At 67.0% G+C, this 20,185-nt stretch carries 18 protein-coding genes; 1 reads left to right on the forward strand and 17 read right to left on the reverse strand.

Features of this window, described 5'->3' with window-relative positions:
- Position 1 precedes the first annotated feature (1 nt).
- The 11 genes from AC1DX8_RS07345 to AC1DX8_RS07395 all read right to left on the reverse strand — a co-directional run bounded on the left by AC1DX8_RS07345 (position 2) and on the right by AC1DX8_RS07395 (position 11,991).
- A complete protein-coding gene (locus tag AC1DX8_RS07345) occupies positions 2-1,174 on the reverse strand; it encodes an alpha/beta fold hydrolase (RefSeq protein ID WP_477629263.1) in 1,173 nt (390 codons plus the stop codon).
- A 4-nt stretch (positions 1,175-1,178) separates the two neighbouring features.
- Positions 1,179-1,937, reverse strand: coding sequence for an SDR family NAD(P)-dependent oxidoreductase (locus AC1DX8_RS07350; RefSeq protein ID WP_477629264.1), 759 nt, complete (start codon positions 1,935-1,937; stop codon positions 1,179-1,181).
- Positions 1,930-3,249, reverse strand: a complete 1,320-nt coding sequence (gene hisD / locus AC1DX8_RS07355) for a histidinol dehydrogenase (RefSeq protein ID WP_477629265.1) — start codon at positions 3,247-3,249, stop codon at positions 1,930-1,932. Before hisD ends, AC1DX8_RS07350 begins: the two co-directional genes overlap by 8 nt.
- A gap of 138 nt (positions 3,250-3,387) precedes the next feature.
- The gene (locus AC1DX8_RS07360) at positions 3,388-4,404 is read right to left on the reverse strand and encodes a LacI family DNA-binding transcriptional regulator (protein WP_477629266.1); all 1,017 of its coding nucleotides are present in this window, start codon (positions 4,402-4,404) and stop codon (positions 3,388-3,390) included.
- A 151-nt stretch (positions 4,405-4,555) separates the two neighbouring features.
- Complete coding sequence (locus AC1DX8_RS07365; RefSeq protein ID WP_477629267.1) at positions 4,556-5,647, reverse strand: ester cyclase; 1,092 nt, start codon at positions 5,645-5,647, stop codon at positions 4,556-4,558.
- 185 nt (positions 5,648-5,832) lie between these two features.
- On the reverse strand, positions 5,833-6,840 hold the full coding sequence (locus tag AC1DX8_RS07370) for an ABC transporter substrate-binding protein (RefSeq protein WP_477629268.1): 1,008 nt from the start codon (positions 6,838-6,840) through the stop codon (positions 5,833-5,835).
- A 140-nt stretch (positions 6,841-6,980) separates the two neighbouring features.
- Positions 6,981-8,108, reverse strand: coding sequence for an ABC transporter permease (locus AC1DX8_RS07375; RefSeq protein ID WP_477629269.1), 1,128 nt, complete (start codon positions 8,106-8,108; stop codon positions 6,981-6,983).
- Positions 8,105-8,866, reverse strand: coding sequence for an ATP-binding cassette domain-containing protein (locus tag AC1DX8_RS07380; protein ID WP_477629270.1), 762 nt, complete (start codon positions 8,864-8,866; stop codon positions 8,105-8,107). The genes AC1DX8_RS07375 and AC1DX8_RS07380 overlap by 4 nt, the downstream gene beginning before the upstream one ends.
- A 248-nt stretch (positions 8,867-9,114) precedes the next feature.
- On the reverse strand, positions 9,115-9,549 hold the full coding sequence (locus AC1DX8_RS07385; RefSeq protein WP_477629271.1) for a CYTH domain-containing protein: 435 nt from the start codon (positions 9,547-9,549) through the stop codon (positions 9,115-9,117).
- 73 nt (positions 9,550-9,622) lie between these two features.
- Positions 9,623-10,774 carry an alkaline phosphatase family protein gene (locus AC1DX8_RS07390; protein ID WP_477629272.1) on the reverse strand — a complete coding sequence of 384 codons (1,152 nt, stop codon included), beginning with the start codon at positions 10,772-10,774 and terminating at the stop codon, positions 9,623-9,625.
- The gene (locus AC1DX8_RS07395) at positions 10,774-11,991 is read right to left on the reverse strand and encodes an alkaline phosphatase family protein (RefSeq protein ID WP_477629273.1); all 1,218 of its coding nucleotides are present in this window, start codon (positions 11,989-11,991) and stop codon (positions 10,774-10,776) included. Before AC1DX8_RS07395 ends, AC1DX8_RS07390 begins: the two co-directional genes overlap by 1 nt.
- A 233-nt stretch (positions 11,992-12,224) precedes the next feature.
- Between AC1DX8_RS07395 and AC1DX8_RS07400 the strand changes: the two genes are divergently transcribed.
- Positions 12,225-12,392 (forward strand): hypothetical protein, encoded by a 168-nt coding sequence (locus tag AC1DX8_RS07400; RefSeq protein WP_477629274.1) that lies wholly within the window; start codon positions 12,225-12,227, stop codon positions 12,390-12,392.
- Positions 12,393-13,016: 624 nt separating this feature from the next.
- Here the strand turns inward: AC1DX8_RS07400 and AC1DX8_RS07405 are convergent.
- The 6 genes from AC1DX8_RS07405 to AC1DX8_RS07430 form a co-directional block, all read right to left on the reverse strand.
- Positions 13,017-14,756 carry a GMC family oxidoreductase gene (locus AC1DX8_RS07405; RefSeq protein WP_477629275.1) on the reverse strand — a complete coding sequence of 580 codons (1,740 nt, stop codon included), beginning with the start codon at positions 14,754-14,756 and terminating at the stop codon, positions 13,017-13,019.
- A 209-nt stretch (positions 14,757-14,965) separates the two neighbouring features.
- Positions 14,966-16,417, reverse strand: a complete 1,452-nt coding sequence (locus AC1DX8_RS07410; protein WP_477629276.1) for an aldehyde dehydrogenase — start codon at positions 16,415-16,417, stop codon at positions 14,966-14,968.
- 109 nt (positions 16,418-16,526) lie between these two features.
- On the reverse strand, positions 16,527-17,378 hold the full coding sequence (locus tag AC1DX8_RS07415; protein ID WP_477629277.1) for a PaaX family transcriptional regulator: 852 nt from the start codon (positions 17,376-17,378) through the stop codon (positions 16,527-16,529).
- Between the two features lie 105 nt (positions 17,379-17,483).
- Entirely contained in the window at positions 17,484-18,203 is a 720-nt protein-coding gene (locus tag AC1DX8_RS07420; protein ID WP_477629278.1) for a maleylpyruvate isomerase family mycothiol-dependent enzyme, read from the reverse strand.
- Positions 18,203-19,057 carry a fumarylacetoacetate hydrolase family protein gene (locus tag AC1DX8_RS07425; RefSeq protein ID WP_477629279.1) on the reverse strand — a complete coding sequence of 285 codons (855 nt, stop codon included), beginning with the start codon at positions 19,055-19,057 and terminating at the stop codon, positions 18,203-18,205. The genes AC1DX8_RS07420 and AC1DX8_RS07425 overlap by 1 nt, the downstream gene beginning before the upstream one ends.
- Positions 19,054-20,148, reverse strand: a complete 1,095-nt coding sequence (locus AC1DX8_RS07430) for a cupin domain-containing protein (RefSeq protein WP_477629280.1) — start codon at positions 20,146-20,148, stop codon at positions 19,054-19,056. The genes AC1DX8_RS07425 and AC1DX8_RS07430 overlap by 4 nt, the downstream gene beginning before the upstream one ends.
- Between the last annotated feature and the right edge of the window lie 37 nt (positions 20,149-20,185).

Here is a 20,185-nt window from a genome sequence, read left to right on the forward strand (position 1 = left end):
TTCAGGCGTCGGCGCGCGCCAGCCAGGCGCGCACAGCGTCAGCGACGCTGTCAGGCGCCTCCAGAGGGAGCATGTGACCGCCATCGGCGACCRTCACCAGTTCAGCACCGTCACAACCGTCGGCAACCTCCCGCTGCAGCGCAGGCGGACAGATCTCGTCGGCCCCTCCCGACACGACCAAGACAGGGACGTTGACGGCACCGAGGCCGCCCAAGCTGTCCGGACGGGTGGACTGGGCGGCGAGCTGCCGGAGGAAGCCATCGGTGCCCACAGACCGTGCCATGCCCAGGAAGGCCCCGACGAGAGTCGCATCCTCGCGCGAGGCAGGCCCCAGCGACGGTGACGACAGCTCGTGCGCGATCTGGTCCAGCTCCCCGTCGTGGGCACGCGTACGCCAGCGCTCCCAAGCCTCCTGCTGCGCCGCGGACGGACCGCGGGCGCTCGCGTTGACCAGCAGGAGCCGGGTGACTCGCTCGGGCGCCTGGCGCACGACCTCGAACGCGACGATGGCTCCCAGGGAGTGGCCGCCGAGCGCGAACCGCGGTGGAGCCTGCGCCAGCACGCTGGCGGCCATCTCGGGCACCGAGTCATCCAGGTCGATGCGGCACGGCCAGGGCAGCACGTCGTCACCGAGTCGCTCGGCAATCCCGTCCCAGAGCGTTTCGTCGCACAGCATCCCGCTGAGGAGCACCAGAGGTTCGCGGTCGGTGGGCGCGGGGTCGACCGCTCGTCCGGCACCAAGGCCGGCCACCGCCGTGGCCAGCATCGCCGGCAGGTCGTAGACGACCAGGTCGGCCCCGGAGGCAAAGGCGAAGCGCGCGTCTTGGGGTGAGGTGACCGCCCGGGCACGCCCACTCTCGGACAGCACCACATCCGCCTCGCCCGCTGCGGCGCTCTCGGGTCCTTGAGACACGACGGCATCGGCACCCGCTGCGCGTGCCGCGGCGACCTCGTCGGCCGTCCCGACCATGACGAGCACGGGCGTGCGGTTACCGACGAGAACGCGGGCGGCGGCATACTCGCCCAGTCTGGTGACCACGATGAAGTCAAGGTCCTCGGTCATCCAGGTGGACAACTGACCTGGCTCCACGAGCGCACCAAGCAAGGGGGCACGGCGGCGCAGTCGTGCCGCGAAGGAGGGAACGCCCGGTCCCAGCGGAAGGATCGAGCTCACGTCGCTATCGTGCCACCATGCCGGCCGAGAGGTCGATGTCAGCGCAGTGCAGGCCAGTCATCTGGAGCATGGCCACCACTGCGTCACCGACCTCCGACTCCTCGACGAGTCGGCCCAGAGTCGCTCTCCCGGCGAAGGCCTCCTCGGCCTGCCGCTCGGTGATACCGAGCCGCTGCGACTCGAGCCGGAAGTTGCGAGCCATCCGCTCACCGCGGACGGGCCCCGGCGACAGGCTGTTCACCCGGACCCCTGAGGTCCCCACCTCGGCACCGAGCGTGGTAGTCAGGCCGATCACCGCCATCTTCGACGCGGTGTAGGGCGTGCGCATCGCGAGCGGCCGCTTGCCGCTGACCGAAGCGACGTTGATGACGTCGCCATAGCCCCGCGCGATCATCGCTGGGAGGAACGCCTTGCACATCAGGAACATGCCCCGCACGTTGACGGCGAAGACTTCGTCCCACTCCTCCGGTTCGATCTCGACCAGGGGCTTCACCGGACCGGCGACACCGGCGTTGTTCACCAACACGGACACAGCCTCGTCGGACAGCTCGTCACGGAGCTGGGAAACCGAGTCGGCATCGGCAACGTCCACGATGCCGACCCGGCTGTCACTGAGCAGAGCAGCCGTCTCGCGCAGCGGCGCTTCCCTGCGGCCCGCCACGACGACGCGGTAGCCAGCGCGGGACAGCGCGACGGCCATTGCGCGGCCCAGCCCGTTCCCGGCGCCGGTGACCAGGGCGGTTCGGGCGTCCCGCTCAGGCATGGGCGCTGAACTGGTGCTCGCTCCACTCGAGGGGCGCACCGGCATACTTCGCGGCGCGCACGTCGCCCGAGCGGGCGTGACCCTCGAAGAGCTCCACCCGGGCCGCTCGACCGCACAACTCGCCCAGCATGGCGCTGGAGTCCGTGTTCGTCACCTCTTGGTAAGTCACGGTCTTGAGGTACTTGCCGACCCAAAGGCCCCCGGTGAAACGAGCACTCCCGCGGGTGGGCAAGACGTGGTTGGTGCCGATGACCTTGTCGCCGTAGGAGACACACGTACCCTCCCCGAGGAAGAGCGCGCCGTAGTTCTGCATCTTGTCCAAGGCCTGGCGCGGGGAGGCAGTCAGCACCTGCACGTGCTCGGACGCGAACGTGTCGGCGACCGCGAAGGCCTCATCCAAGGACTCGACGACGAGCACTTGCCCGTGGTCGCGCCACGCCGGCTCTGCGTAGTCCCGCGTCGGCATGTCCACCAGGATCGTCTCGATGTGGGCCAGGGCGGCCAGAGCCACAGTCTCGCTCGTGGTCACCAGGACCGCCGGCGAGTCAGGCCCGTGCTCGGCCTGACTCAACAGATCGACCGCAACGATGAACGGGTCGGCATCCTCGTCGGCGATGACCATGATCTCGGTGGGTCCCGCGAAGAGGTCGATGCCCACCTGCCCGAAGAGCTGCCGCTTGGCCTCGGCCACGTAGGCATTGCCGGGACCCGCGATGAGGTCGACCCGTCCGATCGTCTCGGTGCCGATTGCCAGCGCGGCCATGGCCTGCACCCCACCGAGCAGGTAGATCTCGTCGGCGCCCGCCATCGACATCGCCGCCACGGTCGCGGCCGGGATCTGGCCGCGGATAGGGGGGGTGCAGGCGGCGACACGCGGCACTCCGGCGACCTTGGCAGTCACGATCGTCATGTGCGCCGAAGCAGTCAACGGGTAGCGGCCGCCGGGAACGTATGCCCCCACCGCCGAGATGGGCACGTTCTTCTGCCCGAGGTGGACGCCTGGGAGCGTCTCCACCTCGAAGTCAGTCAGGGATGCACGCTGCGCTTCTGCGAACCTCCGGACCTGGGCCTGCACGAATTCGATGTCGCGGATCACCTGCTCCGGGACGCCGGCCACGATTTCGGCGATCTGGTCGGCGGACAGCCGGAACGACTCCGGGCTCCAGTTGTCGAACTTCGACGAGTAGGTCCGCACTGCCTCGTCCCCGCGCCTGCGGACGTCGTCGAGAACCTCACGGACAGTCGCGGCAACCTCCTCGCGACCACTGGTCAGCGACTCAGCGGTCACAGCCTGTTTGAGATAGGTGATCATGACGCCTCTCGAAGGAAGAACGGGGTTGGATCACCGCACAATGTATACGTATGCACAGGGCTCGTCAAGAGACTCCTCACCGCCTGCACAGAGGTGTCTCACCAACTGGGGCGCAGGCGGCCGTTGTGGCAACTTCCTTTACGAGGAAAGGCTGTTCGTTGCTGAGGCAGGACCATGGTGGGTGCCGCGCAACACCAACTGGGTCGGAAAAACATGGGCGCGGGGCGGGCTGCTGTCTCCTCCCAGGCGGCGCACCAACAGATCCGCGGCGGCAACAGCCATACCCGACAGGTCGACTCGAGCCGTGGTGAGGTTGAAACACGGCCACGCGGCCATCGCGATGTCGTCGAACCCTGCGATGGCGACGTCGCGAGGAACCTTCAAGCCCATCCGCTGCGCTTGGTTGAGAGCACCGACGGCGACGAGGTCGCCGACGCAGAAGACGGCGGTCGGCCGGTGCCGCCCATTCATCACGGCCGCGAAACCTCGCTCACCGTCGTCGAATCCGAACCCGGTGCGAGCCACGCGACGCTCGGGGAGGTCGATGCCAGCCTCGTCCAAAGCTGCCCGGAAGCCGGCCTCACGGTCGCGGCTCGTGCTGGCGTCAGCACCGCTGAACACGGCCGCGATGCGCCGGTGTCCTTCGCGCACCAGGAGTCGGGCCACATCACCTGCACCGGCGTGGTTGTCGGCGGCGACGCCGTCCACCTTCCGCCGTCCGGACAGGCGGTTCAACTCGACGAAGGGAAGTCCCTTGTCGAGCAGTCCTTTCGACAGGGACGAGCCAATCAGGGTGGTAGTGAGGACGACACCGTCGACTGAGCGGTCCAGGAGTCGCTCGTAAGTAGCCCGATCGTCACCACGCTCGGCCAGGAGGAGCATCCGCAGCCCGTGGTGGGCAAACCTGTCGTGCAAAGGCTCGACGAGAGCGGGGTAGAGGGCGTTTCGCAGGTCGGCGACCATCGCGATCTGGTGGGTTGCCCGCGTGGAGAGGCTTCGGCCGAGCTCGCTCGGGACGTAGCCGAGATCAGTGGCAGCCCGCTGCACCTTCTGCCGGGTAGCCTCGGCCACCCGCGGATCGTCCCGCAGCGCCCTGGACACGGTCGGCTGCGACACCCCGGCAGCGCGCGCGACGTCATGACTGGTCACTGCCATGAATGTCCGCCTTCCCCAACGTGTGTCGTCAGACTGTACCGAGGCCCATGGGTAGCCCAGTACGCGGTACAGCCCAAGCAGGACGGCCAGCCCGCACCGGGCTGGCCGTCATGGACCGCGGCCCAACGCTCTGCTGATATCACTGCCGGGCTCAGACCATGGCGGCCGGTTCGTCACTGAGGATCTGGGCCATCACGTCGAACTCGTTGAACATCTGCCAATCCTCAGTGATCTGCCCCCCGGAGATGTAGAGCTGGTTGATGCCCCAGAGATGCACGCGGCGGTTCGTCGGCTCACGATAGAGCGCATAGCCCCGGTGGGTTCCCTGTGCCGTCCAACGAACCGAAACCCGATAGCCCTCCGTCTCGTTGCCCATCCAGTACACCTCGTCGACCTGCATGCCGAGATCAGGGAACGTCGCCATCAGAGCACGCGCCATACCCTTGATGTCCTGGCGCCCGTACCCCGCACGGTTGGACGTGCCCTTCCAGCGAGCCGTCGGGGCGTACGCCTTGTCCACAGCGCTGAGGTCACGACGGTTGTAGACGTTGTGCCACAGTGCCCGCACGAAGTGCTCGACGTCGAACCCGCGCCCGCTGGAGGCGGTCATGAGTTCTGGCAGCCGGCCACCCGCAAGGCGCTGCACCTCCCCGAAGTGACGGTCAGCCACGGTGCGGTTGAGCTCGTTGCCGTACTCGCGTGCGGCCCAAGCCGGGTCGATCCCGAGCTGCATGAACCTCGAGGCCATGTTGTACAAGACCCATTCCTCGAAGATCTCGTTCTCACGGACGACGCAGTTGGCCAGGCCCCACAAGTTGACCTTGCGTCCCGTCGCCGGGCCCCACCGCCAGGCGCCCAGATGGTGACCGGTGGTGATGTAGCGATGCGATGTGACGAAGCCCTGGTCCTCGTCGCCCGCCCAGATGACCTCGTCGGCCCACGACCGCGTGTCCGGGAAGGCGTGGACCGCGCCCATGGTCGCCTCCACGACCCGTTCGACACCGTAGTTGGCCCCGCTGTCGTCGTAGACGAAGCAACCGGGAGCGTAGGTGTCGTAGATGTAGCCGACGTCCTGGTCCTCCCAGATGCGGTGGGTGATCCGGACGATGTAGTCCACGATGTCGGTGTAGGTGTCCTCGAAGCCCCTCATGGCCTGGACTCGAGGACCACGCTCACGCTCGGCCCGTGCGGTGTCGCTGCCGGTGCCGGGGCGCACCGCGATGCTGAAATCGGTGGGCATCATGCGTGGGGAGTTGCCCGCCCCAAACGTCGCCGCCTGGAACGGGTGCCGGGTCGCACTGTCGTCGCGTGTGCCGTCATGCCCGGGCAGGGGGCTGGATGCCTGATGGGGCGGGCCGCCGGGGGAGGCAGCGTCCGTGGACGCTGCCTCCTGCCGGGTCTTTCCGTTCTCCACGTGGTCCGACTCCATCAGCCTGAGCAGTTGACGTCGTAAATGTACTGCTTGGCCTGGTCGGAGTTCACGGTTTCAGGCGTGACGAAGATGGCGTCCGCGGACTGGTTGCGCGGCACCGACTTGCCCTGCATCGCATCGACGGCCGAGTCGACACCTGTCGCGCCCTCGCCTCGCGGGTACTGCACCACGGTCCCGGTAAGCGAACCGTCCTTCAGCGCGGCCACGATCGGGTCGGAGGTGTCGTATCCCACGACCTTCACCTTGCCGGTCTTGCCCGCCTCGCGAACTCCGGTAAGCGCACCGGTGGTGTTGTTGGTCTCCGCCCCGAAGACGCCGACGAGGTCGGCGTTGGTGGCAGCCGTCGTCGAGACGATGGAGGCGGCCTTGCTGACGTCGTTGGCGCTGTACTGGATTGGAAGAACCTTCATGTTGGGATACTTGGCGATCGCCTTCTGGAAGCCGTCGGTGCGGGCCTTGGAGACCACGGAGCCGGTCGCGTTGTCGATGATCAGGACGGTCCCCTTCTCCCCGACAGCCTTGGCCAGCGCGTCACCAGCCAGTGAGCCGCCCTGCACCCCGTCCGACTGGATGTTGGTCGTCATGATGCTGGTGTCCGCGAGGTCGCCATCGATGCCGATGATCTTGATGCCGGCCTGCTTGGCCGCGGTCAGTGGGCCGATCATCGCCGTCGGGTCGGTGATTGAGATCATGATCGCGCCGGGCTTGGTGGCCACAACGGCATTGAGGATCTTGGTCTGCTCCGGCACTCCGAACGTGGGAGCCCCCTGGTAGGAGAACTCGACACCCTTCTTGGCCGCCTCGGTCTTCCCGCCGCAGGAAACGGTGTTGTAGAACGGGTTCCCGGTCAAGCCGGGGATGTACACGACCTTGCCGAGCTTGCCCGACGCTCCGCCGCTGCTGCTTGACGTGGTGGCGCCGCCCGTGTCGGAGCTGCAGCCTGCTACCAAGGCGACGGCCGCGACGCCCGCGGCGGCGGCGATCCACTTGCTGGTGCCTGTCATGGTGATCCTTTGCTGGGTGAAGGGTTTGCACTGCTGGGGGATGGTGATGGTGTGTGTGTTCTGCGTTGGAGGTGAGGGAGGGTGCGCGCGGTGCGCGGCATGCGGACAGCGCGTCCGGGTGCCGAGTTGGCGTGTGCTGGTCAGGCTCTGTCTCGAGCCCGACGCTTGATCTGGTCGAGGTAGACCGCTCCGATCAAGATGAAACCGATGGCGACGTTCTGCCAGAAGGGCTGGACGTTCTGCACCACAAGCCCGTTCTGCAGGACGGTCGGGATGAAGATGCCGATCACGGTTCCGAGGACCACGCCGTAGCCGCCGTAGAGGCTGGTGCCGCCGAGGATGACGCCAGTGATGACCGTCAGAGCATCCTGGGAGTGTCCACCGATGGTGGTCGTCGAGAACCGGACGAGCGACATCATGCCGGCGAGGCCGGCCAGGGCACCGCTGATCGCGTAGAGCTTCACGAGGTGGGCGTCCACGTTGATCCCTGCCCGGCGGGCAGCCTCGTCGTTGGAGCCGATGACGTACGTGTGTCGTCCGAAACGGGTGTAGCGAAGCACCGCCCCCCCGATGAGGACGACGACGACCGAGAGCCACACAATGCCTGGCAGGCCGAGGAAGTTCTGGATCTGTAGCTGGATCATCGCCTTCTGCGCGACGGAGATGTCGTTGCCGTTGGTGAGCAGGTTGGCGATGCCGAGGGCAGCGCCCAACGTGCCCAAGGTGGTGATCAGCGCGGGAACGCGAAGCCGCGTCACGCAGAACCCGTTGAACAGACCCCACGCGACTCCCCCGAGCAGCGCAGCGACCAGGCCGGCAAGCGCGGTTCCGTATCCTTGTCCGCCGACCCACGTCATCACCTTGACGGCGCAGATGCCGGCAAAGACGAGCACCGACCCAATGGAGAGGTCGAAGCCGGCCGCGACCATGACATAGGTCATTCCCACCGACATGACCAGGACGATCGACGTGTCGACGACCAGGTTCTTGACGTTTGCCTGCGTCGGGAAGGTGCTCGGGGAGAGGATGGAGAAGACGAGGAACATCGCCACCAGTACGCCGAACATGTACGCCGGTGACGAGCTCAGTCCGCGGCGCACGAAGCGGCTACGGGCCGAGACACCGCTGGCCGCCACTGCGTCCAGCGCTTCGCCGGCATCCCCACCCGCGGGAGCGGTGGGGGTGGTGATGGCTGCCTCAGCGGGCGCGGTCGTTGCGGCGTAGCCCTTCCCGGCGCTCAAGTCCGGGTCCCGCTCGATCCGGCTCATGACGCCAGGTCCAGTGAGCCGGTCATCGCACCGACGAGGTCATCCACGGAGGCGCTGTTCGTGAACTCGRCCACGCGCCGGCCCAGCCGCAGGACTTGGATTGAGTCGGACACCTCGAGCACCTCGGGCATGTTGTGGCTGATCAGGACGACGCCGACACCTTGGTCGGCCACGCGGCGAATCAGGTCGAGCACACGATGGGTCTGCCGCACGCCAAGAGCCGCGGTTGGCTCGTCCATGAAGACCAGGCCCTTGGCCCACATCACGGAGCGACAGATCGCGACGCTCTGCCGCTGACCGCCGGACAGCGCTGCGACGGAGGCATCCATGTCCTTGACGTCGGTGCCGAGCGAGGTGAACGTCTTGAACGCCTCGCGGCGCATCCGCTTCTTGTCGAGCACGCCGAGCTTGCCGAGGAAGCCCGGCATCAGCAGCTCGCGACCGATGTACGCGTTCTCGGCGGGGCCGAGGTCGGGCGCCAGTGCCAGATCCTGATAGACCGTCTCGATACCGCAGTCCCGCGCGTGGGTCGGTGACTGGAACTCGATGGTCTGTCCATTCATCAGGATCGAGCCCTTCTGAGGGGGCATCACCCCGGAAAGAATCTTCACGAGGGTGCTCTTGCCAGCTCCGTTGTCACCGATGAGCGCCGTCACCTTGCCTGGCGCAGCGTGGAAGTCGGCTTCCCTGAGCACTTGCACACGCCCGTAGCTCTTCACGATGCCTCGAGCCTCAAGAAGGTAAGACGTCTCAGCCATCTTCGAACCTCTCTGGGTGGATCGCGGACGCGGTGCGGGCAGAGGCACAGGTGCCGGTACGGGGTGCCGGGCGCGACCTTTGCACACAATGCGTGGTCTGCATGTCGGCGAGAGTAACGAACTCCGCCTCGAATTGGAATACGTATGTACAAGAATGTTATCGGCTCTCGTGTCGGCCGCGGTTGCGGCGCCACCAGTCTGAGCCAGGGGCCCTGCGCGAACGTCCGGGCCGGCCGCTGGGGACTTGACTACAGCGTGGCGGAGAACTCGAAGGCGGCCAGCGGCTGCTCGTCGTGGTCGAGCAACGCATAGGCGGTCCGGTGCGTGCTGATGGCTGCCACCGGGACCAGCGAGCGATCGCGGACGATGGCCCGCACGGAATCGACGACCTTGCGCGGCACGGCGCGGACAGCACGGCCCAACGGGTGCCGAACCTCTGTCTTCGTGTCCGCCTGGCGCGGGATCTTCAGGTGCCAGCCCTCCTCGTCGCCACCTGTTCGCCGGCGCAACGTGATCCCCCGGCGGTGCGGATCGAGCTCCGGGGTGTCGAAGTACACGGCGTCCAGCTGGAGGTCGGACACCTCACCCACGACCGGGTCCGTGTCCCCTCCACCCAGGGGGACCACGGCCAGGGCATCCACCTGGTACGTGCGTTCGCTCTCCACAAAGTCCCGGGCTGACATGCCTCATCCTGCCTCGCCTCGAGACGCCCACGGAAGACGCGCACCAGACAGGGTGCTGGCGGTCCGGGCGCGGTCAGCGGTTGTACACGTCCAGCCCGAACCTGTTGAGGCGAGGCTGAGCTGCGTAGCCCAGGGGCGCCTGCCCGAACAGGTCCTCGATACTCGCGAGCAGCGAGTAGTGGTTGTACGGAGTGCTGCTCAGGCTGCCCGGGCGAACGAACGGTGACAGGGCGAGGGCGCCGACCCGACCGCCGCCGAGCCCGGTGATACCGGGCAGGGGGGTGTTCGGCCCGGGTCCTTCGCCGCAGCAAGCGGTTGCGTCGCTCTGCGGCCCGTCCGACTCGTCGAACGTGATGAGCAACAGCCCGTCCTTCCGGAACGCGGGCGAGCTGAGGATGGTGGGCACGGTGGCCTTGAGCCATTGGTCGGCCGAGGTGAGGCCGCCGGGCTGTCCGTCGACGCAGGGCGCGTCGTGCCCGTCGTGGCACAGGTTGGGCGTGATGTACGTCAGGTTCGGCGTCGTCGCGATCGAGGCGAGGTCGCCGGTCAGGGCCGAGGTGTCGACGACGTGGGCGGCGCAGTAGGACGGGTCGTCGATGACGGAGTGGAAGTACATGAACGGGTTGTGCCGTGTGGCGTACTGGTCGCCGACCTTGGCCTTCTGCGTGTCGTCGGGAGTGCCCACGGCGGGGTGGCGGCACGGGGTGCCCATGTCCTCCATGTAGCCGCGCCAGGTCAACCCGGCGGCGTCGAGCTGGCCTGGCAGGGTGGGCACGGCCTTGGGGTACACGCACCCGTCCCCGACGTACTGCCCCGGGGCCACTTGGCCTGCGCCGACGAAGTCGCTGAACACCTGGCAGTCGGCTTGGGCCTGGGGGTTGGGTCCCTGCCCGCTCACCTGGGCGAGGTAGTTCGGCAAGCTGTTGTGCGCGGTGCCGTAGTACTGGGCGAGCAGGTTTCCCTTGGCCCGCAACGTCTGTGAGAGGTATGGCGCGGCCGAGCCCGGACCCCACGTCTGGTCGTACCCCTTGTTCTCGAGGTTGATCACGAAGACGTGCTGGACCGGCGGCAGGTATGCCGTGGGGCCCGGACTGGGAGCCGCTTCGGCTCCCGGCGAGGCCGCCATCACGGCGAGGATGCCGACGAGCGCCGTCGTCAGCGCCGCGCCGAGGCGGGTGCCAGCGGCCCGGCGGGTCCCCGGGCGGGGGGTGCGGGCGCGGGTCATCAGAGGCTCCATCCGTGAGCGGTGGCGAGGTCCTTGAGGGCGTGCCAGTCCTCGTAGTCGGCCGTGCCGGCCGGCGGGCACGGCGCGCCGAGGAACGGTGGCACGGCATACCGCGGGACGCCGGTGTTAGGTGCATTGGTGAAGTCGAGCACCTCGGCGAGGTTGCGGGCCGCCGCGTCCCGCGGAGTCAGCGCAGGCAGTGCCCACCGCCACTCGATCATCTTCAGCACCGACGTGTGGTCGTACACGTTCTTCGCGACATACCCGCGTCGAGCCAGCGGCGAGACGACCAGGCACGGGACGCGGAACCCACGCATGCCCCATTCCGGGTGGGCGTCAGGGGCGGTCGTGGGGGCGACGTGGTCGTAGAAGCCGCCCCACTCGTCGTAGTTGACGACCAGGACGGTCTTGTCCCACCCCGGCCCCGAGGTGACCGCTTCGTAGACCTGGTCCAGGAAGTACTGCCCGGCGCGGATGTCGGCGTGGGGGTGGTCGTCGGCGCTGGAGCCGGTGCCCTCGTCGAGGAACTTCGGGTCGACGAAGCTCACCGCCGGCAGCGTCCCCGCTGCCGCGTCGGCCAGGAACTGCGGGTACGGCTTGGAGATGTCGAGGTACTTGCTGCCCCACAGGGCGGTGAACGGGGTGTCGTAGAAGTAGTACGTGCCCTTCACCCCGGCGTCGGCGAGGCGGTCCCAGATCGTCGGCATCGTCGCGATGTCGGTGGAGTTGTGGATGCGGTCGGTCTGCGCCGCGTGCTGGTAGAACCGGTTGGGATAGGTCTCGGCGAGGATGGCGGAGAAGTAGTTGTCGCACACGGTCCAGTCCCGGGCGGCCCTGCCGTAGAACGCGAGGTCGGCGTCCGTGTAGTAGCCGATGGCGAACGTGTCGTTGTCGCCGGCCTTGAGCCACCCGTCGCAGCGGCCGCCGTTGTACTCGACCCGACCACCTTCGAACGAGTGGTCCGGGTCGGGGTGCGCGCACCCCTGGAAGTCGGTCAGGTGATGGGTGCCGTGCGGGATCCCGTACCGGTCGGTGTAGGTGAGGCCGGCCTGCTTGCCGCGTGCTCCAGGTAGCCACCCCAGGTAGTGGTCGAAGGACCGGTTCTCCATCATGACGACGATGACGTGCTCGATGCCGCTGTGGGTCGGATCCGGCAGCACCGTGCTCGCGGCGGATGCGGTCGACGTGTCGGGGAGTCCGAGGGCGGCCCCGCCCACGGCAACGCCTGCTCCGGCCAGAAGGTGTCTGCGTGTGATGATCATGCCCGGACAACGGCCCGCAGCCGGGGTGGTCACGGCTTCCGCAGCCTTGTTCACCGCACGTTCACCAACCGGGCCGCCAGACCATGACCACCCGGAAGCCAGCGCCCGCCGGGTACCGGTGTCGCAGCATCCCGGGAGAATGCCTACAGGTCTGGACGAGGCATCACCGGCGGTCCCATTCTTGACCCATGGGCTGGGTGGCGCTCGGTTGGGTGCTCGTCGTGGTCGGGGTCACCGGATTCGTCGTGGGGCTGCGCCGAAGCCGGCACAACGATGAGGTGGAGCGGGGCCTGTTCMTGTGGATGACCCTGGCGTGGGTGGGTGTGGCTGTGCTGGTGGGCGCCGAGGTCACCTGAGCTTCCAGCGCCAGAGTGATCGAGCGTGCTTCAAGGTTCGACAGAACCGACCGAGGCGCGTATCCGGAGCGAGAGACGGTGGCCGGCAGGCCGCGCTGCACGCCCCGCGCCGCATCAACAATGGTGCGCAACTCCATTGCGATTGCATACCCCCAGCCCACGAGTCCAGGCTGGTCACCGGCGTAGGAGTCCGACTGTCACTGACGGTCGAACTGGATTTCCCCACCAGTTCCCCCAGGCCTAGACACCGCGTGCGTTTGCGCACGTCACAGGCCTGCCAAGTTGGCCGTGAATCTTCCTGTGCCAGTTTCCCCCGGGGGGCAATGACAGAGGGCGCCAAACTCGCGTTTCCGCGGGTCAGGCGCCCTCTGGTGCACTGGGTGGCAGGTGAAGGATTCGAACCTTCGAAGCTTTCGCGATGGATTTACAGGCCGACGTATGCCGCCCGCTCACCGGCGGTTCCATGGCGCACCAACGCATTTCGCCGCGATTTCCCCACAGACACTCGAACCCAGCCGATGTGCGCCATGGCGCGTCAGGCACTGGTGAATTGGTTAGGAGTGCCGCCTTCAACAGACAAAGCAGCAGACAGTCGCTCGCCGGACTACGGGCCGTGGCGCATGTCTAGTGGCCCCGGCCGTGACCCTTGCGATCCAAGAGCATCTCGGCCAACCGCAGGCCGATCAGGACGCAGGCGGGCATGGTGGGGACGGCGACGATGCGCGGCATGATCGTGCTGTCAGCGATGCGGAGGTTGCTCACGCCGTTCACGCGCAACTCCCCGTCCACGACCGCCTTGTCGTCTTTGCCCATCCGGCAGGCTCCCGACGAGTGGAAGTACGTCGTGGCCCCGTCGCGGACAAAGTTGGCCAGCTCCTGTCCGTGCAGCTCTGCCCCCGGCGCCACCTCACGGACGACGAACGGCTTCATCGCGTCACTACTCGCGACCGAACGCGCGATCGCAATGCTCCTCTCGAGCGCGGCGACGTCGTCCGGGTGGCTCAGGAATTGCATGTCCACGATCGGACGATCCGAGGGGTCGGCCGAGCGCAACCTGACGGTCCCGCGGCTCTTGGGTGCGACGAGGCCGCCACACAGCGCCCAGGTGGTCGGCGGGGGTGAGTACCGTGCGGCGATCACCTCGCTGGCATAGGGGATCTCGATCTGCACCAGACTGACGTCCGGCAGCTCGAAGGACGGGTCGGTCTTGTAGTAACCCGACACGTTGGCTGCGCTGTTGCGGTACTCGAAGGCGTCTGGCGCCTCATACAGGCACCCGCCGTGGAGGATGTGGTCCTGGACGTTCTTGCCGACCTCCGGAGCGTGCTGGTGCACGGTGATGCCGTGGCTGCGCAGCTCTGACGTGTCACCTATCCCACTGAGCATGAGGAGTTTGGGGGTGTTGAACCCGCCCGTGGACAGGACGACCTCACGGTGCACTTCGAAGGTGACGGGCTTGCCGTCGCGCACGGCCCGCACGCCGACCGCACGCTTGCCCTTGAGGAGGACCTTGGTGACCTCGGTGTTCGTCAGGAGCGTGACGTTCTCGCGGGACAGCACGGGGTAGAGGAACGCCCGCGCCATGCTGTTGCGTCGGCCCTCCTTGATGATCTGGTTCATGTATCCGAAGCCGTTGCCCGTGATCTCGCGCTCGCCATTCAGGTCGTCGACGACCGGAAGTCCTACTTCGCGGAAGCCGGCGAGGGCGGCAGTGGCGAGGGGCAGCGGATTCGCTGAGGGCTGCACCCAGACCGGCCCGCCGGTACCCCGGAACTCCGGGTTGGGCTTGCCCTGCCAGTCCTCGATGCTCTTGAACAGCTCAAGGCTGTGTGCATAACCCCATTGACCATCACCGCTCTCGGCGGCCCAGTGGTCCAGGTCGGCCTTGAACGGACGCGCCCAGATCGTGGCATTGATGCTGCTGCCACCACCGACGACCCGTCCTGTGTGTTCGGGGATCGCCCGACCATTGACGCCCGCGCTCGGGACAGAGACATCGCCCCAGTCACGTGTCGTGCCGAGGTTGGTGAACCACAGCCGTGGATCCAGCACCGACTCGGCACTGTCCCAGTCCCCCGCTTCCAGCACGAGGAACTGCGCGTGGGGCATGGCCTTCGCCAGTGTGCCAACTAGGGCGCAGCCGGCGCTGCCGGTACCCACGACTATGTAGTCGTACTTTGCCTTGAGGTTCTTGGCCCTTCGCGCCTGGTTCCGCCCCATGGCACCGAGCTCGTCGGCAAGCGCTGGGGCTGCCTCCATGGTGATCAGCCCGGTCGCCACGGCCGCGGCGATGAAGGTGCGGCGGTTGATGCGTCCGGCGATGAGGCTGCGCTCGAGCTTGTCGAGCTTGTCGTTGTTGTCCATACGATCTGCTCCAAAAGGCTGAAGTGACTCCAAGGGGTGCTCTCACCACTGTGGGTGGGAGCTCTATCCAGGTACCTATGAGCGCCTTCAGGGCACCCACGTACATGGAGGACGAGATCTCGCTCGGAGCCACGCTGCCTGCTCATCGAGCCTGGGGCGGCGGAGCCTTCAGGACGGGGCGCGCCCGTCCCGTCCTGAAGGGCCTCCGCTCAGAACGGGTACTGCTGGCCCGCCGGCTCGATGGTGATCCACCGCAGGTCGGTGAACTCGTTGATGACTGCCCGACCGTCGAACCGTCCGTGGCCGCTGTTCTTCATGCCGCCGTACGGCGCTTGAGCCTCGTTCTGCACGGTCGAGCCGTTGACGTGGACGTGACCGGCCTGGATCTTGAGCGCCACTTGGAAAGCTCGGTGCGTGTCCCGGCCGAAGACCGCGGCTGCCAAGCCGTACTCGGTGTCGTTGGCAACCCGGACCGCCTCGTCCGTGCCGGAGACGCGGACCACGGTGGTGATGGGTCCGAACGTCTCCTGGTCGTAGATGTCCATCCCGGGGGCGACCTTGTCGACGATGGTTGCGGACATCGCCGCGCCGTCGGCGGCACCACCTGCGACCACGGAGGCACCCTTTGCGACAGCGTCATCGATCATCGAGTTGATCCGGGTGCCGCTGCCCGGCACGATCATCGGGCCAACGATGCAAGCCTCGTTCGTGGTCGGGTCGCCGGCCTGCAGGGATGCTGCTCGCTCAGCGAACTTGGCGACGAACTCGTCGGCGACGGACTCGTCCACGACGAATCGCTCGGTCGACATGCAGATCTGGCCCTGGTAGAGGAAGGATCCGAACACGGCCGCATTGACCGCACTGTCGATGTCAGCATCGTCGAGCACGACCAAGGGCGCCTTGCCCCCCAGCTCCAGCAGGACCGGGGTCAGGTGTTCGGCCGCTTTCTGCGCAATGATCCGGCCGACTCGAGTCGAGCCGGTGAAGTTGACGCGTCGGACCGCGGGGTGGGCGATGATCGCTCCCACGACGTCGTCAGCATCCTCGGGCGAGGTGGTGATGTAGTTCAGGACCCCACTGGGCAGACCAGCCTCGTGAAAGACCTCGGCGATGATCTGGTGCGACCGCGGGCTGTACTCAGACCCACGGAAGACCACGCTGTTGCCACAGACGAGGGGGTAGGCGATGGACCGGGCAGCGAGGACACCGGCGCCGTTCCAAGGAGCCATGCTGAACACGACGCCGGCCGGCGTGCGGACGGTCATCGAGAGGGTCCCGGGCTTGTCGGTGGGGATGGTCTCACCCTGGATCTGCGTGGCGAGTCCCGCGGCCTCGCGCAGCAGGTTCGAGGTCAGGAACCCGTTGAAGCCCGACCACAGCGCTGCGGCGCCGACCTCCTGGCCCATTGCCTCCATGAGCTCCGGCGTCCGTCGGTCCATGATGTCCGCGGCCTTGAGCATGATCGCGCGGCGCTCGCTCGGACCGGTCTGAGACCATGTCTCGAAAGCAAGCGCTGCCGACTCGACGGCCAGGATGGCGTCATCGACGCTCGCCGCCGCTCCACGACTGACGACCTCTCCGGTCAGCGGGTGGAGGCGGTCGAAGGTGCGCCCTTCAGCCGCGTCCTGCGGCTTGTTGTCCACGATCAGCTGTGTCTGCACCGGATGGCCCCTTGTCGACGTTGACGAATGTGGGGTGCGCCTGCACCTTGCGTGAAATGTAACTCTCAATCGCAGTACGGCGCAATAGTGTTACACCCGAATCTTTCGTTCAGACCGGTGGGGCGTCGAGAACCTGCCCTGTCACGTCGGTGACGAAGGCACAAGCGGCTGGGCCCAGGTCACGGTGCGCTGATCGAAAGAGCTCGTTCGCTTCGCTCCCGTGCCACGAGTCAGGGCGCAGCTCAAGGGGTAGCCAGGGGTCCGCGAAGGGGAAGTGCCGGTATGCGGCGATGAGCGTTGTTCGCGCGACGAGGGCTTCAGCCCCCGACAGGGAGCTCGCGGTGTCGGCAACGTGCCGCTGGGAAGAGAGGAACTCTCGGTACCGGTCGTCGATCCGTCCCAGGTCCCAACAACGTCCAGCGAGGTCTCGATCTGCGCGGATGTCGTCGGTCTGCGACCTCATGACCGTGAAGACGACGTCAGGAAACTCGGCGACGAGGGTCTCCAGGTGGCCCGACCCGTGACGTGGCGACAGCCACGTGCTGGTCGTGAGCTGGCCGAACCCCAGCCAGGAGAGTTGGCGCCGCAGGCGATCCCGGGTCAGCCGGTCCGGGGTGTCGCTCTGGTGAATGACCGTCGTCCAGGTGCCGTCCCACTCCTCTTCGTAGTCGGCGAAGATGCGAGCACGGCCCTCGTCCAGGACTGAGAGCAGGTGGGCACCCAGCATGTAGATGGTTTCGCGCCCATTGCGTCGCGTCGTGAACCAGCCTTCCTTGCGCAGGCGTGAAAGCGTCACGCGAGCAGTTGCCGGCTCTATGCCGAACGCCGCCAGGAGCGCGACGAGGTCACCGGCCTTGACCTCACTTCCGCTGTAGCGGAGGTAGTCGCCGAACAGGTCCAGGATGACGGACCTCGGTTTCATCGTGGGCTGGTCGAAGCCGTTGGTCGCGAGCTGGGCCATCTACACACCGTACTGTCGTCGGACGGACGGAAAGTGAACCTCTGGGCGAGAAGGGGCCGCGTCGCGTGCACGCACGACCGTCCTCAACACGGTCCGTGCCATGCGTCAGAGCCAGCGCGGGGCCACTGGGCATGGGTCCTGGGTCGTGGCACGCTCTCGCCCCGAGGCCCAGCCGACGATCTGCTGCAGGGTCCCGGCGACGACCGATTCGCCGTCTCCCCAGTCCAGCGAGTCATCGTCGGTGACCCTGATGCGCAGGGACTGTCCGTCGCCTCGCTGGTCCCACATCCCTGTGATGTCTCGCAGGAGACGCTCGAGGACTGCACGCGGCACCTCCTGGACGTCTCCCCCGTTGCGCAGGTCGATGGCGTGTAGCCAGACCTCGCGAGTGCGCATCCACACCGTCTCGGTCAAGGGGACGATGCGCCCCTGGGCAGTCTTGACGGTGTGCAACCACGTTTCCGGTGGGCAGTCGCGCCACGCCACGTCGAGCGTGATGGCCGCATGGGTGTGCAGATGCCGCAACGCTCGTGGGGGCTGGGTGGCGCCCGCTTCGATCTCCTCACCCCGAACGGCTGGCGAGGCGTACATGGGAGTCTCGATCCCAGTGGTGGCCCAGTCCACCAAGCGGGTGATCGCCCTCGCGTTGTACCCGACGTGGGCGACGACGTGACGCCTGCTCCACCCGGGCAACAGCGAGGGTTCGTCGAGGTCGTCGTCGCCGAGCCGCTCGAGCAGGCGACTGAAGTATGCCGTCCCACGGCGGGCCACGAGGAGCTGCTCGAGCAGCGTCGGGTCGGTGGCCAGGTCGTGACGCTCTGGCATCAGCCGACCGCTGGGGCGATGGTGGTGTCGAGTCCCCCTATGCCGTCGATGTGGACCCTGACCCGGTCGCCCACGGCGAGGAAGACGGCAGGGTTCCGGGCGCGGCCGACACCGCCAGGCGTGCCGGTCAGGATGATGTCGCCGGGATCAAGGGTCACCATCGTGGAGATGTAGGCGACGAGCTGGGCGGGGGTGAACAGGAGATCCGCGATCGCGTGGTCCTGCATGACCTCGTCGTTCACCGTCGTGGTGAGGCGAGCTGTCTGCAGGTCGACCTCGTCAGCCGTCACCACCACCGGACCGACAGGAGTGCTCGCCTCCCAGATCTTGCCCTGCAGCCATTCCTTGGTACGGAACTGCCATGCCCGCATCGAGATGTCGTTGGCGACGGTGTAGCCGGCGACATGATGGTGTGCCTCTGCCTCGGGAATTCTCCGTCCACCTGTCCCGATGACGACGACGAGCTCACCCTCCCAGTCCAGCTCTGGGTCCTCGTTCACGTACTCGACGTCGTCGTGGGGGCCGGTCAGGGTCTGCGCGAACTTCGCGAACAACGTGGGGTACTGCGGTAGGTCGCGCCCCATCTCGGTGATGTGGCTTCGGTAGTTGAGTCCCACACAGATCACCTTGCGTGGCGCGAGGACCGGCTGCGCGAACACTGCCTCATCGGCCATGACTCGTCGTCCCGCGGCGGTGCTCGCCACCGCCCGCCACTCGGGGTCCGCAAGGAGGGCACCGAGATCGGCTATGCCTTCGATCACCGTGTAGTAGGCGCCGCCGCCGTCCAGGACCGCCGCGGCAGTGCGCGGTGCTCCAGGGTCAGATGTGTGGAGGTGCAGCGTCGCGAGCTTCACAGAGTTCCTTCCTCGACGAGCGTGCGATGTAAGCCGAGCTTTTCCATGATCGGCTGGTCGCCGAAGGAGAACAGATCGAGCGAGGTTTCAGCCTCGATGCGGTGCGGCACCCATGACGGGATGACCACCACGTCACCCGTCTCGACGTCATGCACCTCTTCGGCGATGTGGAACCTGCCTCGGCCTTCGAATACCTGGAAGACCACGGAACCCACGGTGCGCGTCTGTGGGGTCGGGGTGCCTTCCCTCAGGCGATGGAACTCTGCTCGAATCGTCGGCATCACATCGCCCCCGGTCGTGGGGTTAATGTAGCGAACTGCCGCGTGCCCCGGACCGACGGTTGCCGAGTGCCCCTCGTCCTCGAGTGACAGTTGCTCGCTGAGGGCGCGATCGGTGTGTTCCCAGCGGTATGCGGCGATGGGTGAGTTCACCGTCTCGCGGAGTCCGGTGAGGGGACGTAGACCGGGGTGGCTCCACATTCGCTCGGAGCGGGACACCGACGGTGTCGACTCGTCTGTCACCCGATCCGTTCCGAACTCGAAGAACCCCGTGTCGGTGTAGTGGACGAAGGGGATGTCCAGGCCGTCGATCCAGGCCATGGGCTGGTCGGTCTCGTTGTGGTGGCCATGGAAGTTCCACCCGGGTGTGAGGAGGAAGTCGCCGCGACTCATCCGCACCGGGTCGCCGTTGACCACGGTCCAGACCCCTTCACCCTCGACGACGAACCGGAAGGCGTTCTGGGAGTGCCGGTGTTCTGGTGCCACCTCGTGCGGCCCCAGGTACTGGATCGCGCACCACAGGGTCGGCGAGATATAGGGCCGACCACCCAGTCCAGGGTTGGCCAGCGAGATGGCCCGTCGTTCCCCGCCGCGACCGACGGGAACCAGGTCGCCTGCTTCCTCGGCCAACGGGAGCAGGTCAGCCCACTTCCAGGCGAACGGGACGGCTGAGGGCTGTGGCGAGATCGGCATCAGGTCGCCGATCTCGGTCCACAGGGGCACCATGTGGTGCTTCTCAAACGACCGGTACAGGTCGTCCAGACGCTCCTGCTCTTCAGGAGTGGCCTCCGGGGTCGGGGTCGTCTCATGCATGGCTTGCTCCAGCGGTGTCGTCGCGGTTGTAAGGGGA

Source organism: Pedococcus sp. P2_A3, from assembly GCF_056405035.1.

Excerpts from the sequence above, each read along its gene's own strand:
- AC1DX8_RS07360 (WP_477629266.1), bottom strand. The coding sequence starts at position 4,404 with ATGGCAGTGACCAGTCATGACGTCGCGCGCGCTGCCGGGGTGTCGCAG.
- AC1DX8_RS07375 (WP_477629269.1), bottom strand. The coding sequence starts at position 8,108 with ATGAGCCGGATCGAGCGGGACCCGGACTTGAGCGCCGGGAAGGGCTAC.
- AC1DX8_RS07350 (WP_477629264.1), bottom strand. The coding sequence starts at position 1,937 with ATGCCTGAGCGGGACGCCCGAACCGCCCTGGTCACCGGCGCCGGGAAC.
- AC1DX8_RS07420 (WP_477629278.1), bottom strand. The coding sequence starts at position 18,203 with ATGCCAGAGCGTCACGACCTGGCCACCGACCCGACGCTGCTCGAGCAG.
- AC1DX8_RS07365 (WP_477629267.1), bottom strand. The coding sequence starts at position 5,647 with ATGATGCCCACCGATTTCAGCATCGCGGTGCGCCCCGGCACCGGCAGC.
- AC1DX8_RS07390 (WP_477629272.1), bottom strand. The coding sequence starts at position 10,774 with ATGACCCGCGCCCGCACCCCCCGCCCGGGGACCCGCCGGGCCGCTGGC.
- AC1DX8_RS07430 (WP_477629280.1), bottom strand. The coding sequence starts at position 20,148 with ATGCATGAGACGACCCCGACCCCGGAGGCCACTCCTGAAGAGCAGGAG.
- AC1DX8_RS07385 (WP_477629271.1), bottom strand. The coding sequence starts at position 9,549 with ATGTCAGCCCGGGACTTTGTGGAGAGCGAACGCACGTACCAGGTGGAT.
- AC1DX8_RS07405 (WP_477629275.1), bottom strand. The coding sequence starts at position 14,756 with ATGGACAACAACGACAAGCTCGACAAGCTCGAGCGCAGCCTCATCGCC.
- hisD (WP_477629265.1), bottom strand. The coding sequence starts at position 3,249 with ATGATCACCTATCTCAAACAGGCTGTGACCGCTGAGTCGCTGACCAGT.
- AC1DX8_RS07415 (WP_477629277.1), bottom strand. The coding sequence starts at position 17,378 with ATGGCCCAGCTCGCGACCAACGGCTTCGACCAGCCCACGATGAAACCG.
- AC1DX8_RS07370 (WP_477629268.1), bottom strand. The coding sequence starts at position 6,840 with ATGACAGGCACCAGCAAGTGGATCGCCGCCGCCGCGGGCGTCGCGGCC.